Here is a 17800-nt window from a genome sequence, read left to right on the forward strand (position 1 = left end):
CAGTGTGTTTTTATGGTAGCGGTTGTGACTCTACATTATTCAATAATTTAGCAAGTAGTTTATCTAACAATGCTATCTCTTCTGGCGTAAAATCTGTTAATAACTGTTGATGTATACAGTGTAATTCAACAACCGACTGATCAACAATGCTGATCCCTAGATCGGTTAATCTGATCATACAAATACGCTTGTCATCTTCACAATTAATTCGCGTAATAATGCCCTTAGCTTCTAAGCGTTTCATCACTTTAGTTAAACCACCCCAACTAAATAACATGTAGTTACATAAATCAGAGGGCTTTAGTTCGTAAGGTGGGGCACTTTTACTGCGCCTAATGGCGGTAATTAAATGGAAGTCACTGGATAATAAACCTCGTTCACTCATTAGTTTATCAATATGATCATCAAGGTTGTTGGCAATTCTTTCTACTCGAGGAAAAAGAAGGAAAAGGCCTTGATAGGCATTTGGCCAATTTGTTTTCATTAGGTTGATAAAGTTTTCAAATTGTAATTGTGTGTGAGACATAAGATTTCCTATATTTGCTTGTACAATACCTTTCCAGAGAGGTATATTCAATAAATACCTTTCCAGGCAGATATGGCATAAAGATGATTTTCTTCATCGCAATGAAGTTAATTATTTACTTTATCTTTAACCCCCCAATTTTAAAGAAGTGGAGATAATCATGACCAATAAACATAAGCTTACGACAACAAATGGTGCACCAGTCGCAGATAACCAAAATGCACAAACAGCAGGACCGCGAGGCCCTATGTTACTTCAGGATCTTTGGTTTCTGGAGAAATTAGCGCATTTTGACAGAGAAGTAATTCCTGAAAGACGTATGCATGCTAAAGGTTCTGGCGCTTATGGCACATTTACGGTGACGCATGATATCTCTCAATTTACTAAAGCAAATATTTTCTCTGAAGTTGGCAAGCAAACAGAACTTTTTGTTCGCTTCTCTACAGTCGCTGGCGAACGTGGCGCAGCAGATGCTGAACGTGATATCCGTGGTTTTGCAATCAAGTTTTATACCGAAGAAGGTAATTGGGATCTAGTGGGGAACAATACCCCGGTTTTCTTTTTACGTGATCCCTTAAAATTCCCTGATTTAAATCATGCAGTAAAAAGAGACCCTCGTACGAATCTTCGTAATGCGAATACAAACTGGGATTTTTGGTCATTATTACCTGAAGCATTGCATCAAGTAACTGTTGTTATGAGTGACCGTGGGATCCCAAGCAGCTATCGCCATATGCATGGTTTTGGTAGCCATACTTTTAGCTTTATTAATGCAGATAATGAACGTTTTTGGGTGAAGTTTCATTTAGAAACTCAACAAGGCATTAAAAACCTTACGGATCAGGAAGCTGAAGAATTAGTTGGTAAGAATCGTGAAAGTCATCAACAAGATTTATACGAAGCCATTGAAAATGCAGACTTCCCTAAATGGAATGTCAAAGTTCAAATTATGCCTGAAAAAAAAGCTGAAACTTATCAAGTTCATCCTTTTGACTTGACTAAAGTATGGCCACATGACGATTACCCATTGATTGATGTGGGGGTGATGGAGCTAAATCGTAACCCTGATAATTACTTTGCTGAAGTAGAGCAAGCAGCATTTAACCCTGCTAACTTTGTCCCTGGGATCAGTTATTCTCCAGACAAAATGCTACAAGGTCGTTTATTCTCTTACGGTGATGCTCAACGTTATCGCTTAGGCGTAAATCATGTCCATATTCCAGTTAATCAACCTCGTTGCCCGGTTAATTCATACCACCGCGATGGTGCGATGCGTGTTGACGGAAACTATGGTAGCACTAAAGGCTATGAGCCAAATAATTTAGGGTTATGGCAACAACAAGCCGACGAAAAAGAACCTAAATTAGCCATTAATGGTGATGCTTATAACTGGGATTTCCGTGAAGATGACAGTGATTATTATAGCCAACCGGGTAAGCTGTTTAATTTGATGTCAGATGCGCAACAACAAGTATTATTTGAAAACACAGCAAGAAGTATTAGCCCTGCTTTAATTGAAGTTAAGCACCGTCATATTTCCAATTGTTATAAAGCTGATCCTGCTTATGGTGAAGGTGTTGCTAAAGCATTAGATATTGATATAAAAACGATCGCTTTATAATGGTATACCATTAATTACATTAAATAAGTGATTTCACTTTTTACAGGTCTATGGGTTATTGGTTACTCGTTATTATTGCTAGTTACTGGCACTACCCTAGATCTGCATTGCTTTTAAGTGTTGAGATGAGTAGATTTTTAATGGTACGTTATTACTAATTACTAATTACTAATTACTAAATGACAATATTTACTGTTAAGTGAATATCGCGAGATTGAATGTACTGGCATTAAAAATAAAGGAAAAAATGAAAACCTGGAAAGCGTATAAGCAAACTTATCGAATCGAGCCGACCCTTTTTGATTTTGCTCGAATAGGCGACTTAAGAGGTTTTGCAGACCTTTTAATGAAAGACAATGGACTGGATATTAATGCCACCAATGAACGTGGTTATTCAGCATTGATGTTAGCCGTTTATAACGCTGAAAAAGATTTTTGCGAAGCGCTTTTACGTTCGGGGGCAGATGTAAATTCTACCGATCCTATGGGGAATACAGTATTGATGGCCGCGGCTTATAAAGGTGATCTTAATATCATCATGTTATTGCTGGATTTTAGTGCCGACATGTCGCTTGAAAATAAAACTAAAATGAAGGTCCGGGATTGGGCTGCAATGTTTGGACGTGATCATGTTTTAACCTTCTTAGACCAGCATCATCCCTCCCAAAAAGCTTCATCGAGGCTGACTAATATTTGGCGATTTATCAAACTTGGTTTGATGCACATGATCAGTAAACTTAAGAGTGTATCTCAACAACCTACACAGTAACTTAGCTAAAAACATACACAGACATATAGTTAAAAAAATACATAATAGCGACATCAATAGGCCTCATAAATAGACTGCAGTTGTTATCTTTTACGCTCGATGTTTATGATGAGATGGCTAGAATACCGTTACTCACTTCGCTAATAATCCCTTAGTATAAAAGACTGTGTTATACCCTTAATTCTGCGAAATACTTGATCATTCTTGTCGGTCAAAACAGATCACTTGTGCGTAGGGATTTTGCTAAGGGAACTAGCTTTTGACTCAATTTCTACCTTGTATTGATGTATTTTTCTCTGCCAATCATTGCTCAAATACTTAATGAAATTAGTATTAGGTGAGATAGAGTAGTTTTATTTTTAATCGATATGCTTATAATTTATAAATAAAATTTATTCGTAGTTTGATCACCATAAGAGGGCGATAGATGAATTCACAATCAAATAAAATAAAAGTATGGGATTTCCCAACTCGGTTCTTTCATTGGGCAATGGTTTTACTATTAGTGAGTCTGTGGTGGACGGCTGAAAATGGAGAAATGCAATGGCATCAAGTTTGCGCTTATCTATTGATGGTCCTCGTTGTATTTAGATTGGTGTGGGGATTTCTTGGTAGTGAAACGTCTTTATTTAAACAGTTTTTGGTTTCGCCCAAGCGGGTGGTTCAATATACATTGCAGCAACCTAAACCTAACTCCATTGGACACAATCCGTTGGGTGGTTATATGGTGGTGCTATTGCTGACTTTAATCATTCTGCAGTTAGGGACTGGGTTATTTGCAACCGATGATGTTTTTACTGAAGGGCCTCTGATGTATTTGGTCTCTTCTGATACCGCTAGTTGGTTGACTTGGCTGCATAAGAATAACTTTAATCTTATCATTGCGATGTCCGCCGTTCATATTCTTGCCGTTGCTGTGCATTTATTAAAAGGAGAGAATTTAATCAAGGCTATGTTTAGTGGCTATAAAAATATGCAAGCTAGTATTGTGGCGCCTAAATTATGTTCGCCATTGTTAGCGTTGATTATCATTGCCATAATATTTTCGTTGGTATGGTTTTACTTATTAGCGCCTGTAGTGAGCTTTTTATAACTTTTCAAAGGTGTTTATAGTGCTAAATATTGCTTAATGTTTATATGAACGCTGAAGTTCGCTTGTTATGACCTTGTTATAATAAATCTCCGTTAGTTTTTATCGTAGTGAGTTTTTATTAAATAAAATTAAGCCCGTTATGACATCAATAACGGGCTTTATACTAAGTGCTTACTAGAATGTGGTTAATTGACGAGTTTAATGTAACGGCTTAAACGATTAGCTATATCTTGATTAATCTTCTCTAAAACCATCATGACAGGCTTTACAACTTTTACCTGTATTGACAAATGCTTTCTTAATGGTGCTTTGATCCGTTGTTTTAGCCGCAACAGCTAAGGCTGCCGCATTATCTATAAATGTCTTCATTTTGCTATCAAAGTCTGCTTTATCCTGCCATATTTTTGCCAGTGCACGAGTGTCTCCTTTGTCTGAACCTTCAATAAAACCTTCATGGGGTAATTTAGATAGGGCAGCTACATTATCAGCACGCATACTAAATGTAGCTTCATCAAAAGGTTTCTGGCCTTTTAGCATTGCGCCCATATCTCCAAAGTTGTATGAAATTAAGGAAAAAGCAGCTTGTCGGTATTCAATCGAATCGTCTGTTTTCTCGAAATTATTCGCAAATACAGCAGGAATGATCATTGCAGTAGCTGCAACGGCAATTAGTATTTTTTTCATAGTCTTCCTTCACTTATGTTGGTGGGTGGGGCTTCCTAAACACTGATATTCATATACAAAAAAGCAATGTATTCAACTTTATCATTACTGAGTATCATTAAGTATGCAAATTATTCTACATAATTTAAATATGATTATTTGATAATTTTTGTTGCGATTGTGAAGTACATATAAAATAAATAATTTATTTTATATGTTTTTATTAATAACTTGAATGCAGGATAATTAAATCGATACAACACCACTAATTTTACATGTTTCTAAGTTAAATCATCTTCTAATCAGTAAATTATTTTAATCAAAAACGATTCTATAAAGATCAATAGCGTCAGTGTTACCACAATTAAGTTAACAAATAGTGGATGGGAAATGTGTATTAAGCGTATTAGTAAAAGATGATTTCTCTCTATTTAGTTCACGAATATTTTAATTTTTGTATCGATAGATTGATTAAAAACCAAAGCTTGTTATCGTTACGCTAATCGCTTTGAACAAGTTACTTTATTGACGAGTTTGAGTACACAATTTGGCTGCGATGCGGTCCCTCACATTTAAGGTTTATTATGAAATTATTTATACCATTACTGTTATGCTTTTTTTCTTTTAATGTTTCTGCTGCGCTACAAGGGATAACTGATGAAGGGGACGTGGTGGTATTGAATAGTGATGGAACTTGGTTCTATGCAGAGGATAAGCCGATAGAAGAATTTGAAATTAGTAATAACCCAGGTGTATTCAAAACGCCAGCTAGCGCCAATTTTGTGTTAAAAAGTAAAAAAAATAATGCCACTTTTGCTTTTAACACTAAGCAGTGGGTATTTGAAAAAAGCACAACTGATGACTCTGCTATAGAATATGCTTTAACGCTTAAAGCAGGTGATTTGTATGCAAGGGTGATCACTGAACGTATTCAGATTAATAATAAAGAATTAACTGAAATAGCACTTGATAACGCTAAGAATGTAGCTCCAAATGCTAAGGTGATCAAGAAAGAATATCGTATGGTCAACGGCAAGAAAATGATTTATATGGAAATGGTCGGCACCATGAAAGGCATTGAGTTTCAGTATTTAGGATATTATTACTCAGATGCTTCTGGCTCAACGCAGTATGTAACATTTACTGGCGCTAGTTTAGTTGAAAAATACAGAGCTGAAATTGATGATCTATTAAATGGTTTTGCCATCGCTGAATCAAAAGAATCAAAGTAGACACAAGCAACATCTTGATTTTTTGCTTTATCAACCCTAAAATCCTGAGTCCTTAAATAACATTGGAATAGCCCTAGCGCAGTGACTAAATGTTATTGATGCGGCTAAAGTGACAATAATCAGTGCTTATTTTGAATGCCTTATGACAGCTTTATTCAAATTGAATAAAGCTGTCATAAGGCATTGCTGATAGGAGTTACAAAACTCAACGCATTAATTAATCTTATAAATAGAGTGGAATTAGCATGAAACGCTAAGTTAAGTTAAATAAAGTTAAAATCAGTTCAGTTTTTATCTTTATATTCAATTAATTATAGGAACTATTGGCAATTAATTATCGTTTCTGACTAAGCATAAATTGTATCAGCCATATAGTCGCATCACTGCTGAGCAAGCAATAATTTTTTCAATAGCGCTGCTAGTTGATTTTTTTCATCGTTGTTCAGTGGCTTCAGTAAATTATCCATATTTTCCAGGTGTGCGTGTAAAGCCAGATCAATAATTGTTATACCTTGATCTGTTAGCATAACCTTACAACTTCGACGATCTTGTTCACTATACACTCTCTCTATAAGCCCCCGTTTTACTAACATCTCAATACGAGTGCTCATTGCTCCGGAAGATAACATTAGTGTTTTGTAAAGTTCTGTTGGCGTAAGTGGTATCTGACTTCGGCGTAATGTCGCCAATATATCGAATTCAATACTGCTCATCTCCTGCTTTTTAAATACGGTATCTAGCTGCTGTTTCCACTGATTATCGACTCGGCGTAAACGTCCTACCACGCCCATTGAACTACAGTCTAGTTCGGGTTTAATCTGTTTCCACTGCTGCAAAATTCCATCAACTTGATCTTTCATTTTTGTCCCCATAAAAAATTCATTTCATAAAGTAGTTAACATTTAAAATACAACTTTTCAAAAAGATACTTGATTAAAAACTAAAAAGCTATTACTTTACTTATATGGCTTTTTTGAAAGTATCTTTTTTAAAAGCATCTTTTTTAAGGTCTAGGTGGCGTTATGCCCAAATAAAATAAGCACTCGCAATGACTGCAAAGTGTTGCTGTTAGCAATCGATAGCAAATGATAAAGCGCTAATGACAAGTAGTCAGTCAGCAAGTAATAGATTGTGACCATTAACAAGTAAAAGTAATAAGCAACCAATACCAACAAACAGAGATTAACTCACGAAACATAAATAAAAAGAGGGCGCTATGAACAAAATACAACTTTTAATAACTCTCGCCATTACGGCGATAGCACCGATCGTTTGGGGAAGTACTTATATTGTGACCAGTGAATTACTGCCTGCTAATTCACCGTTACTCGCATCAACTTTACGTGCATTACCGGCGGGGTTGGTGTTAGTGATGATCACTCGTATTCTTCCTATTGGTATTTGGTGGTGGCGTTTAGTGGTATTAGCGTTCCTTAATATTGGCTTTTTCTTTTATTGTTTATTCTTTGCAGCAACCCATTTGCCAGGTGGTATGGCCGCTTTAGTCATGTCCATCCAGCCCATTTTAGTGATTGCTCTCAGCTATTTGCTACTGAGCAATAAGTTGAATGTGCAACAGGTACTAGCAAGCTTTGTTGCTATTGGCAGTATTGCTTTGTTATTAATCAATAATCAGGCCGAACTCAGTAGTCGTGGTTTAATCATGGGCTTACTAGGCACAATTAGCATGGCAACAGGGATTGTGATGACCAAACGCTGGGGACGCCCTCGTAATATGACCTTGTTAAATTTTACTGGATGGCAACTGCTTTTAGGAGGTGGAATGTTACTGCCTGTTGCTTGGTGGTTTGAAGGTTTCCCTGAACAATTTAGCACTGACAATATTATTGGTTATCTTTATTTATGTGTTGTTGGGGCAATGCTTGCTTACTCACTTTGGTTTAATGGCATCGATAAACTCCCTACGATCACGATCTCTTTTTTAGGTTTTTTAAGTAGTGTCTCGGCGGTGGTACTTGGTTACATTTTCTTAGGGCAATCATTGACCTCATTACAGTGCTTGGGGGCAGCGGGGATTTTTATCGCCATTATATTAGCGACTCCTAAAACCGTAGCCTTATCTAAACAGTCTTCACCTCGACATTAAGCTCCTTTAACTAACCAGCTTTTTTGATCTTTGGGAGCATAATCCACGGGTCAACAATGCTTAGAACAACAATGTTGAAGTTAATCATTCAGGATAAAGCCGAATTGAAACGTCAGTCAAAACATGTATTACACTTTTTTAAACTAACTATTTAACTAGCAATTTAACCATTAATTTAACTCATTATTTAAACACACAGCAAAAACACCATTGAGAAAGGAACAGATATGAAATTAACAATAATAGCCGGTAGTCAGCGTGCAAATTCACAAACTTTAAAGGTTGCACATTACTTGAATAAAGTCGCCATGGAACATTTTGCAGGTATTGATATTATTGACTTACACGCCTTGAATTTGCCGCTATGGAATGAAGGAGTATGGAGTGGTAGTGAAGAATGGGATCCATGGCGTGAGGTTGCTGCACAACTTAACACCTCTGATGCATTTATTTTTATCACGCCAGAATGGCATGGTATGGCGACGCCGGCATTAAAAAACTTCTTATTATTGACCACTGCAAAGGAGTTGTCTCATAAACCTGCTTTAGCAGTCAGTGTTTCTGCTAGTGTTAATGGTGTGTACCCAATCAGTGAACTAAGAATGACTGCCAGTAAAAACAATCACGTTTGCTTGCTGCCTGATCACCTTATTTTTCGTGATATTGAAACAACGTTAGATCACCGCCTAAGCTGTAATAACGAACATATGCAACAACGAACGCAATATACAATGGAGCTATTAGCCACTTACGCTCAGGCGCTTAAACCCATTCATTTGGCCATGTTAGAAAAAGGAAAACCTTTTGTGTACGGTATGTGATTTTTAGGTTCGGACTTGGGTTAGATAATATCCTGACCCTTAAAAAAGTTGTATTAGTTAGTAGATGAGTTAATTTTTTGAAGTATTTTGAATTGCCAAGTCACTACTAACTGATTAACTACTCTGCATTAGCGCAACCTTTTAAAATATAGCCTGAAGCAGTGATAAATTATAATCATAAGAGATGTAGAAATGTTATTGATCCTGCATAAGTGAATATTTTTTTATAATAATACTTTTAATTTTAATAGCTTGGGGACATTATTCAAGTAATGCTCAAACATAAAATCGTTGTCAGGCTATCACCCACTCTATTAGCTGCAACACTTTCATATCTTAAATTTTTACTCTTAAGGAATCTGAGTAGATGATGACATTAACTGCTTTGCAAATTCGTATTATTGGCGTGATGCTTGAAAAAGAGATCACTACCCCTGAACAATATCCTTTATCGTTAAATGCATTAACCAATGGTTGTAATCAAAAGAGTAACCGAGATCCTGTGATGTCATTGACTGAATCAGAAGTACAAAATGTGGTTGATGAGTTAATAGCACTAAATCAATTAATGGTAGATACAGGAGCACATGGGCGAGTCAATAAATACAAGCATCGCTTCTGTAATACTACTTTTGGTAATTTACAATTAACAGAACAACAAAAGGCGATTCTATGTGTGTTATTTCTACGAGGGCCACAAACTCCGGGAGAGTTAAGAACTCGAACTCAGCGTTTAGCTGAGTTTGATAATGTTACTGAAGTAGAAGCGGCGCTTGAACAATTACAAAACTTGAATGAACAACCTAAAGTGCAAAAATTATCGAGAGAAGCGGGTAAAAGAGAGTCTAGATATATCCATCTTTTTGCTGATATTGAGTCTCATGTAACGCTGGGTGAACGAACGTCTGTATCTGAGCATGCACCACAACCGATCTCACAGGATAAACTCGAAGCAAGAGTGACACAATTAGAGCAAGAGCTTGAACAATTAAAAGCACAATTTGCTCAACTATCCGTTTTATTAGATGATTAAAACTGACTGTCTGATTTATATGCTGAACTAATACCAACTCTATCTTAATGGCGTTGGTATCTTCTGCCTAATGGCTATGTTTGCTAGTGTGCGCTATTAAAATCAATTTTAGAAAGACAGCTGCAAAAATAGTCTGGTTTCGTATCTTTTTAATACTAAATTATATAATATTTAAGTTCCTGATTGTTGATTTTATGAAGCTCGAACACTGTGACTAAATGGGGAACCTATATCACTTAACCTGCGTTACGCGGCTTAAATCATAGCCTTAAACTATTGGACACTGTTAATAAAAATATCTTTTTGCATATAATTGCCTAAGGCGGTAGTAAATTTTTCAATGGCTTTTAATTTACTCACTTTAGGGTTGCGCTTAGTCACTTGATAACATGCATATTCAGGTGCGGGTACTGGCAATTCAGAAATTTTAACTCTCGCTTTTAAAACAATTCCTACAAATGCTTTTACCGTGGCGCTGTTGTTGTTTCACTTATTATTGAATCTGTACTGGAATATGTGTGCCAATATTTTCTAAAGTGATAAAATGGCAGCTTGTACTATATAACTTACACACACGTTTTTTTGTGCAGGTAATTGGTTCGTATTAATTTTCGGGATTATCTTGACCGACCTTGCCATTTTCAGTGCCCAAGTTGCAGTTCAGGTAAGTGTATTTAGTATTGATCCAAGTTTACAAAGTCGCATTAATGGTATTTATATGCTTGGCTATTATCTAGGTGGGGCGCTTGGTTTTATCGCAGGTGTTAATGCTTTTGATAAAAAGTAATCAGCTTATTTCAGTGTTATTAAAGTGCTTCTATTTTCCTTTTCTGAGCAATGTTCTTTCTTTAACAAAAGGCCGTTCATTTTCATTGATAGTAAATAACAATAAAAATGAACGGAATTTGGGTAATGTTACGACTCTTCTTTGTCGTTGTTAACCTGAGATGTCATTGCAGCTCTCATCTCATGCTCTAATGACACAAATAGTTCGATAAAGTTGTTGAACAGATAACTCTCTTTATTCGCATCACCCCAGGCTTTATAAAGGTCGTCATGATGTTCAAGCTCTGTTTGATAATAAAGCGATTTTTCTTTTTCAGCTTTTTTCTCATCAAACCCTAAGACTTGTAACGAGGTTTTACTCATTTCTAACGCCGTAAAGTAAGATTCAATAAACACATGATCTGCGCCAGCCTCTTCAAGTAGATAGCCATGGCCACGGTCATAAGCGCGCGCAACTATAGGTAGGTGTGGATGAAACTGTTTCACATGCTTTACCAAGTGCAGTATGCTCTCTTGCCCATCAATGGCAATTACCAGAAGTGATGCTTCTTCAAGGCCTGCGGTATAAAGCAGGCTGGAATCTGTTGCATCACCGTAATAAGCATGAATATCAATTTTTCTAACACGGTCAATCATATCTGTTGAGCGGTCAATGACTGTTGTTTCGAAGCCATTTGCCATTAACAAACGGTTGATCACTTGCCCGAATCGACCAATCCCAGCGATAACTACTTGGCCTTTTTTATCAATATTATCGGCTTCTTTATTGGCTTGAACGACGATATATTTTTTTGTGATCACTTTGTCATAGAAGATAAACAGTAACGGAGTTAAAAACATAGAAAGCGTGATCACCGGTGACAGTATTGACACCCACTCTGGTGGTAATGCCTGACTCTGCGAGGAAAAACTCAATACCACAAATCCGAATTCACCCGCTTGCGCTAGGCTTAATGTTAATAACCAACCATCTGACTTTTTAATCTTAAAGATAATCGCTAAGCTTAATAATACCGCTGCTTTAACCGCAATCACGGCAATCGTTAAACCACTGATTAAGAAGAAGTGATCGCTAATCACCGCGAAGCTGATACCTGCACCCACAGTGATAAAAAATAAGCCCAATAATAACCCTTTAAAAGGTTGGATATTGCTTTCTAATTCATGACGGAACTCACTATTTGCTAATACTACACCGGCTAAAAAGGTGCCCAGAGCAGGCGATAAACCCACTACACTCATTAATGCAGAAATAGAGATAACTAAGAGCAATGCGGTAGCGGTGTAAAGTTCTCGAAGTCCTGTTTTAGCAATCAATGTAAACAAGGGTTTAGAGATGTAATGTCCCGCACCGACAATTAAGGTAATGGCAATGACGATTGCTCCTGCATATTGCCAACCTGACAAATTTTCAACCAGTGAAATATTGCCATGGTCTGAGACTAAGGAAACAGTTTCTGGCATGCCAAAATAAGCGGGAATAGCTAATAGTGGAATTACGGCGAGCATCGGTATGACGGCAATATCTTGAGATAACAAAATAGAAAAAGCTGCCTGCCCACCATCTGTTTTGTTAAGTGATTTTTCTGCAAAACTTTGCATAACAATCGCTGTGGATGACAATGAGAAAATAAGTCCGACCACAAGCGAAGGCTGCCATGGGAAATCAAAGGCAATACCCAATGAGGTGATAATCAACGTGGTTAAGCCAATTTGTAATCCACCTAAGCCAATCAACCTATTTTTCATATTCCACAAGGCTTTCGGTGAAAGCTCAAGGCCGACAATAAATAGCATCATGACTACACCAAATTCAGCAAAATGTTGGATAGTATTGGTTTCTTCTCCTGCTAACCCTGTGATCGGCCCAATGATCACACCTGCACTCAGGTAACCAAGGACGGAACCTAATCCAAACCGTTTGGCTAAAAGTACGCATATTACTGCGACCAAAAGGTACAGCGCTGCTTGAATAAAATAAGTCGTCATATTATTGATTCTTTATGTTGGGTGGTTAATTAGATGGATGAAATTGTAATTTGTTATATATATTGTAGCCATAAGAATAATAACGGACTGATCTATTGATTAGCTACTCATAAAACTAAATTTAACGATAATTAATTTTTAAATAATATTATCATTATCATAAAATTTATAAGGAGAAAATTTATATAAATTGACTTTACTTTGCTAAAAATAACTGCGGTTATTTTTTGTTATTTAATATGTTGTTATTCTTCCTCAAAGGCATTGAAGACAGTTAAAACAATTTACTAACAAGTAACTAGTTATCATTCGGCAGTAAGTAATTGATGTAATTAATTTTTATTTGACATAGTGTAATATACGTCAAGATTATAAGGTAATTCTCATAAGTTATGGCTTGGTCAATTTTTTGTACATTTAAATTGTTTTTTAAGTAAAAAGCATGATCAAAAATATAGTATTTAGCTATACTGTTTTTTAAAATTCAATTAACAATCAATAATTGAATCAATAATTGAATCAATAATTTAAAGGATTTAAATTGATGGCCTCATCATTAGCACTGTTGGAACTGCTCCAACAATTATTCAAACGTCACTATCGACAGGATAAAGCGTTTGATAAATATCAGATAAAATTTTTGAAAAAATTCCAAAATATATCTAATGATGAAGAAGAAGCTGCACTTTTAAAAGAATGTAGTAAACAGTTATCAGCAATCCCTAATGCCTTAGAAGATAAGTTATCGGAAGGGCGATTCATTTCACGCCATTCCATAAGACAATTACGACAAGTCGCTTCTTTGTCTAACTCGATTAAAAGTAAGCTTAATGATATGCAGAATAGCGCTGCTTATAGTGTTATTGAGCATCAGGTTGAGTTAAATGATCTGATAAAAATTTATCAAAAGGCCGTAATTGAATTGAGTCAACGCTCTATGCAATCTGATTGTGATAATAAAAATGATGTCGCCTTCATCAACAAAGAGCTGCAACAAGTCATTCTTGAATTGGATATAGGTGAGTCTCACGTTAAAGATCTTGAAAAACTTAGAATTAAGATTTGCAATGAAGATGATCACTCCCAGTTGCCATATCATTGTTTACAAGTGATTAAACTGATCATTAAAAGTACACGTGAGGAGCGAACGGCTTCTCGCCATTTTTTGTATATGTTAAATGATAATTTAAGTGAGTTTTATTCAAACTTTAGTAAGACATTAAGTAGCACTGAGGCTGGGTTCGTTCAACAAAAAGAAACCTTTATCTCCATTGAGTCAAATGCTCAACTATTAAAACAACAAAGTGAAGAGATACAAGATCTCGCAAATTTGCGTGCTCACATTAAAAACTATGTAAGTGAAGTTCAACATGTCATTACCGCTCAAGAAAAAAAGAAGGAGCAAAAATTCCGGCATAAGTTTCAAAGTATGGTGAGACAAATTAAAAAATTGCAAAACGAAACACAGAGTTATCAAAAAACGCTTAAGCAGCAAAATAAACAATTACACGTGGATTTTTTAACAAAAATCTCTAATCGGGCAGCTTGGAGTGAACGACTAGAAATAGAAATGCTACGTTTTAAAACTTACCAAAAACGTCTTAATATTGCGATTATTGATATTGATAACTTTAAACGAATTAATGATAATTTTGGTCACTTAGCGGGTGATAAAGTCCTTCATGTTATTGCACAAACGTTACAAAAATCAATTCGTAAAAACGACTACATTGCACGTTTTGGAGGCGAAGAGTTTACGCTATTACTACCAGAAATTACCGAGCAACAATCTGCTTATGTTTTAAATAAATTACGAGAACGTATTAAAAATATTCCTTTTAAATTTAAAAATGATCAGGTATCGATCACGGTCTCAATTGGTTACACATCATTTTGTGAATCTGATGATACAGAGGTCGCTTTTGAACGTGCTGATAATGCGTTATATCAAGCTAAGCATAAGGGGAGGGACCAAGTTGTATTTGCAGAACCCAATATAAAAGTATTTGATAAGGTTCAATAAACTTGCTTCTAGTTTAGCAATACTCAGTGATTTCTTAAATTTCAATAATGCTTTCATGGAATAAAACAGGTAAATGATTTGCTACGTCAGTATCTGTATTTTTATCAATCGATAAGCAAATATCATGAGCGGACGCTTATTTAAGTGTTTGATTATTCAGCTTTTTAAGTGCTCAACTGCTTAATCGTTTCACTAGTTAATAATTACCTAACTGGACAAGTGTTTAGCTGCTAAGCAATAAGCAGCTAAACACGCCATTTTCTAAATCACTTACAAACTGGCTACTTCAATAATAACCTGCTAAGCAGATAAGTTACGAAGCACGTAGTGTAAGATGCCACCGTGCTGGTAATAGCTAAACTCATTGGGGGTGTCTATTCGAATGCGTGCATCAAAGCTTCGTGCACTTCCATCCTCAGCAGTGACTGTTACTCGCACCGTTTTCTGTCCTGCACTGACCGCTGGAATAGTAAATTGCTCTTCTCCGGTTAACGCTAAAGAATCGGCGCTATCTTCTTCCATAAACTGTAATGGTAGAATACCCATACCCACAAGGTTTGAGCGATGAATTCGCTCGTAACTTTGTGCTATGACGGCTTTAACGCCTAATAATGCAGGTCCTTTTGCCGCCCAGTCACGTGAGCTACCTGTACCGTATTCTTTACCCGCTAACACAATGGAAGCAATGTTATGTTGTTGATATTGCATCGCCGCATCAAATACACTCATTTGTTCTCCGGATGGCATCATGCGCGTCCAACAACCTTCGGTGCCCGGGGCCAATAAATTACGTAAACGTACATTCGCAAAAGTGCCTCGCATCATGACTTCGTGATTACCTCGTCTAGAGCCATAGGAGTTAAAATCTTTTGCCGCGATACCTTCACTTTCTAAGTAGGCTGCAGCAGGGCTATCAAGCGCAATAGAACCGGCTGGAGATATGTGGTCTGTTGTGACACTATCACCTAGTTTTAACAAACAGCGTGCATTCTTAATATCAGTAATTTCTGGTACTTCAGCAGTAATATTAGCAAAGAAAGGAGGGAGCTTAACGTAGGTCGAATCTGGCCAGTCATATTTTTGGCTTTGTACAACGTCCAATGCTTGCCAATCTTTATTACCGCTATAAACATCAGCATAACGGGATATAAACATTGAGCTATCAATAACTTTTTCCATCACCTGTTTTATTTCGTTATTATCTGGCCAAATATCTTGTAAGTATACAGGCTTACCAGTGCTATCATTTCCTAAGGGTTCGGTCGTAATATCTATTTCCATGTTACCTGCCAATGCGTAGGCAACCACTAAAGGCGGTGACGCTAAATAATTAGCTTGTATTTCGGGGTGTATACGTCCTTCAAAGTTACGGTTTCCTGATAATACGGAAGTAACGGACAAATTCCCTTGGTGTATTGCGTCACTAATTTCAGTCGGTAAAGGACCAGAGTTTCCAATACAGGTCGTACAGCCATAACCTACTAACTGAAATCCGAGCGCATCGAGATCTTCGTTTAAACCAGCTTTCGCTAAATAGTCAGTGACCACTTGTGAACCCGGTGCCAAACTAGTTTTAACCCAAGGTTTAACATTTAAGCCGAGTTGCCTTGCCTTTCTTGCTAATAAACCTGCTGCAATCAATACCGAGGGATTGGAAGTATTAGTACAGCTCGTGATTGCTGCAATGACAACAGAACCATGTTTTAAAATAAAGTCTTTACCGTTATATTGACAAGCAACTCCAGCACGACCATCGCTCGCGGGCAGTATAGTGGACGCTTGTCCTCCTTCACTTTCAAAACCACTTTTTGCTTGATCAGGCTCCGCTTGTTGTGGTCCTTTTTGTAATGCTAACCAATCACGATAGGCTGATCCTGCTTGGTCCAGTGATATTCTGTCTTGAGGTCGTTTAGGGCCTGCAATAGAAGGGACGACTTGATCAAGTTGTAATGATAATCGGCTGTGATAAACCGCATTCTTTTGCGACTCTATACCCCACATATCCATGGCTTTTAAATAACCCTCAACTTGTGCAATATCTTGACTGCTACGACCGGTTAATTGTAAATAATCAATGGTTTGATGATCGATAGGGAAAATACCACAGGTCGCTCCATATTCAGGCGCCATATTGGCAATGGTTGCTCTGTCTGCTAAAGTTAATTGATTGACTCCTTCACCAAAAAATTCGACAAATTTGCCCACAACACCTGCTGCACGTAGCTGTTCTGTTACCGTTAATACGAGATCCGTCGCAGTCGTCCCCGCGGGTAATTTTCCGATTAATTCAAACCCCACAATTTCAGGTAATAGCATGGTGACTGGTTGGCCTAACATAGCGGCTTCAGCTTCAATGCCCCCAACTCCCCAGCCTAAAACACCAAGACCATTGATCATGGTGGTATGTGAGTCTGTACCAACCAAAGTATCAGGATATAACAAATTGTTTTGTTCGGAATTTTTAAACACCACGCGTGCTAAATATTCGAGGTTGACTTGATGCACGATACCACGACCAGGAGGGACGACTTTAAAATTATCAAAGCTTTGTTGTCCCCAACGTAAGAACTTATAACGTTCACCATTACGTTGAAATTCAATGGCTGTATTTTGCTCTAAAGCATCGGCTTGGCCGAAGACATCTACCATTACAGAGTGATCAATAACGAGTTCAACAGGGTTTAGTGGATTGATCTTATCTGCTTCTCCGCCCATTTTTACAATAGCATCTCGCATCGCGGCTAAATCGACAACCGCAGGCACACCTGTAAAATCTTGAAGAACAACGCGAGAAGGAACAAAAGCGATTTCAGTATCTTGCCAGTTATCCACGTCCCATTTTGCTAACGTTTCAATATCCTCTGGCTGAACAAAATCTCGTTCTGCATGGCGTAGTAGGTTCTCTAATAATATTTTTGCGGAAAAGGGTAAGCGTGATAGGTCATACTTATCTTGTAATGCATCAAAACTATAATAGTTGTAAATGCTACCGTTAATTTGAAGTTGTTTTAAACATTGTGTCGTTGTGGCCATGAGTAGTTCTCCATTAAAATTACATTTGATGAATAACGCTAAGTACAAGATAAGTACACTATCATATTCCACAATAAAATTAAGGGGGTAGCAGAAATCTAATA

The 17800-nt window shown here is 37.0% G+C and carries 14 protein-coding genes; 9 read left to right on the forward strand and 5 right to left on the reverse strand.

From position 1 onward, the window contains the following. Nucleotides 1–10 precede the first annotated feature (10 nt). Nucleotides 11–526: a MarR family winged helix-turn-helix transcriptional regulator gene (locus H592_RS0101495; RefSeq protein WP_028867179.1), complete on the reverse strand. Its 516-nt coding sequence runs from the start codon at nt 524–526 to the stop codon at nt 11–13. Between the two features lie 160 nt (nt 527–686). Here H592_RS0101495 and H592_RS0101500 point away from each other — a divergent pair, with 160 nt between their 5' ends. From H592_RS0101500 to H592_RS0101510, 3 genes are all read left to right on the forward strand, one after another. Then, a complete protein-coding gene (locus H592_RS0101500) occupies nt 687–2147 on the forward strand; it encodes a catalase (protein WP_028867180.1) in 1461 nt (486 codons plus the stop codon). Between the two features lie 247 nt (nt 2148–2394). Beyond that, a complete protein-coding gene (locus H592_RS21305) occupies nt 2395–2916 on the forward strand; it encodes an ankyrin repeat domain-containing protein (RefSeq protein WP_051368870.1) in 522 nt (173 codons plus the stop codon). Between the two features lie 427 nt (nt 2917–3343). Next, entirely contained in the window at nt 3344–4009 is a 666-nt protein-coding gene (locus H592_RS0101510; RefSeq protein WP_028867181.1) for a cytochrome b/b6 domain-containing protein, read from the forward strand. A 234-nt stretch (nt 4010–4243) separates the two neighbouring features. Here the strand turns inward: H592_RS0101510 and H592_RS0101515 are convergent, their stop codons facing one another. Continuing rightward, nucleotides 4244–4693 (reverse strand): c-type cytochrome, encoded by a 450-nt coding sequence (locus H592_RS0101515; protein WP_028867182.1) that lies wholly within the window; start codon nt 4691–4693, stop codon nt 4244–4246. A gap of 563 nt (nt 4694–5256) precedes the next feature. Here H592_RS0101515 and H592_RS0101520 point away from each other — a divergent pair. Next, nucleotides 5257–5904: a hypothetical protein gene (locus H592_RS0101520; protein ID WP_037070685.1), complete on the forward strand. Its 648-nt coding sequence runs from the start codon at nt 5257–5259 to the stop codon at nt 5902–5904. Nucleotides 5905–6284: 380 nt separating this feature from the next. Here H592_RS0101520 and H592_RS0101525 read toward each other — a convergent pair whose 3' ends face one another. Beyond that, nucleotides 6285–6776: a MarR family winged helix-turn-helix transcriptional regulator gene (locus H592_RS0101525; protein WP_028867184.1), complete on the reverse strand. Its 492-nt coding sequence runs from the start codon at nt 6774–6776 to the stop codon at nt 6285–6287. 344 nt (nt 6777–7120) lie between these two features. On the opposite strand from H592_RS0101525, the gene H592_RS0101530 reads away from it, so the two are divergent. From H592_RS0101530 to H592_RS23820, 4 genes are all read left to right on the forward strand, one after another. Next, nucleotides 7121–8011: an EamA family transporter gene (locus H592_RS0101530; protein WP_028867185.1), complete on the forward strand. Its 891-nt coding sequence runs from the start codon at nt 7121–7123 to the stop codon at nt 8009–8011. A gap of 227 nt (nt 8012–8238) precedes the next feature. Then, entirely contained in the window at nt 8239–8832 is a 594-nt protein-coding gene (locus H592_RS0101535; protein WP_028867186.1) for an NADPH-dependent FMN reductase, read from the forward strand. 367 nt (nt 8833–9199) lie between these two features. Then, nucleotides 9200–9865: a YceH family protein gene (locus tag H592_RS0101540; protein WP_028867187.1), complete on the forward strand. Its 666-nt coding sequence runs from the start codon at nt 9200–9202 to the stop codon at nt 9863–9865. A 622-nt stretch (nt 9866–10487) separates the two neighbouring features. Beyond that, entirely contained in the window at nt 10488–10652 is a 165-nt protein-coding gene (locus H592_RS23820) for a hypothetical protein (protein ID WP_245600347.1), read from the forward strand. 128 nt (nt 10653–10780) lie between these two features. Here the strand turns inward: H592_RS23820 and H592_RS21310 are convergent, their stop codons facing one another. Further along, nucleotides 10781–12640, reverse strand: a complete 1860-nt coding sequence (locus H592_RS21310; protein ID WP_051368872.1) for a cation:proton antiporter domain-containing protein — start codon at nt 12638–12640, stop codon at nt 10781–10783. A gap of 544 nt (nt 12641–13184) precedes the next feature. Between H592_RS21310 and H592_RS21315 the strand changes: the two genes are divergently transcribed. Beyond that, nucleotides 13185–14663, forward strand: a complete 1479-nt coding sequence (locus tag H592_RS21315; protein WP_051368874.1) for a diguanylate cyclase — start codon at nt 13185–13187, stop codon at nt 14661–14663. A gap of 300 nt (nt 14664–14963) precedes the next feature. Here H592_RS21315 and acnA read toward each other — a convergent pair whose 3' ends face one another. Next, the gene (gene acnA, locus H592_RS0101565; RefSeq protein WP_028867188.1) at nt 14964–17696 is read right to left on the reverse strand and encodes an aconitate hydratase AcnA; all 2733 of its coding nucleotides are present in this window, start codon (nt 17694–17696) and stop codon (nt 14964–14966) included. Nucleotides 17697–17800: the final 104 nt, after the last annotated feature.

This window comes from Psychromonas arctica DSM 14288 (genome assembly GCF_000482725.1).
GTDB classification, from domain to species: domain Bacteria; phylum Pseudomonadota; class Gammaproteobacteria; order Enterobacterales; family Psychromonadaceae; genus Psychromonas; species Psychromonas arctica.

Bases quoted from the DNA above. Each gene is read 5' to 3' on its own strand.
- H592_RS0101495 (WP_028867179.1), bottom strand. From the start codon at position 526: ATGTCTCACACACAATTACAATTTGAAAACTTTATCAACCTAATGAAA.
- H592_RS0101500 (WP_028867180.1), top strand. From the start codon at position 687: ATGACCAATAAACATAAGCTTACGACAACAAATGGTGCACCAGTCGCA.
- H592_RS21305 (WP_051368870.1), top strand. From the start codon at position 2,395: ATGAAAACCTGGAAAGCGTATAAGCAAACTTATCGAATCGAGCCGACC.
- H592_RS0101510 (WP_028867181.1), top strand. From the start codon at position 3,344: ATGAATTCACAATCAAATAAAATAAAAGTATGGGATTTCCCAACTCGG.
- H592_RS0101515 (WP_028867182.1), bottom strand. From the start codon at position 4,693: ATGAAAAAAATACTAATTGCCGTTGCAGCTACTGCAATGATCATTCCT.
- H592_RS0101520 (WP_037070685.1), top strand. From the start codon at position 5,257: ATGAAATTATTTATACCATTACTGTTATGCTTTTTTTCTTTTAATGTT.
- H592_RS0101525 (WP_028867184.1), bottom strand. From the start codon at position 6,776: ATGGGGACAAAAATGAAAGATCAAGTTGATGGAATTTTGCAGCAGTGG.
- H592_RS0101530 (WP_028867185.1), top strand. From the start codon at position 7,121: ATGAACAAAATACAACTTTTAATAACTCTCGCCATTACGGCGATAGCA.
- H592_RS0101535 (WP_028867186.1), top strand. From the start codon at position 8,239: ATGAAATTAACAATAATAGCCGGTAGTCAGCGTGCAAATTCACAAACT.
- H592_RS0101540 (WP_028867187.1), top strand. From the start codon at position 9,200: ATGATGACATTAACTGCTTTGCAAATTCGTATTATTGGCGTGATGCTT.
- H592_RS21310 (WP_051368872.1), bottom strand. From the start codon at position 12,640: ATGACGACTTATTTTATTCAAGCAGCGCTGTACCTTTTGGTCGCAGTA.
- H592_RS21315 (WP_051368874.1), top strand. From the start codon at position 13,185: ATGGCCTCATCATTAGCACTGTTGGAACTGCTCCAACAATTATTCAAA.
- acnA (WP_028867188.1), bottom strand. From the start codon at position 17,696: ATGGCCACAACGACACAATGTTTAAAACAACTTCAAATTAACGGTAGC.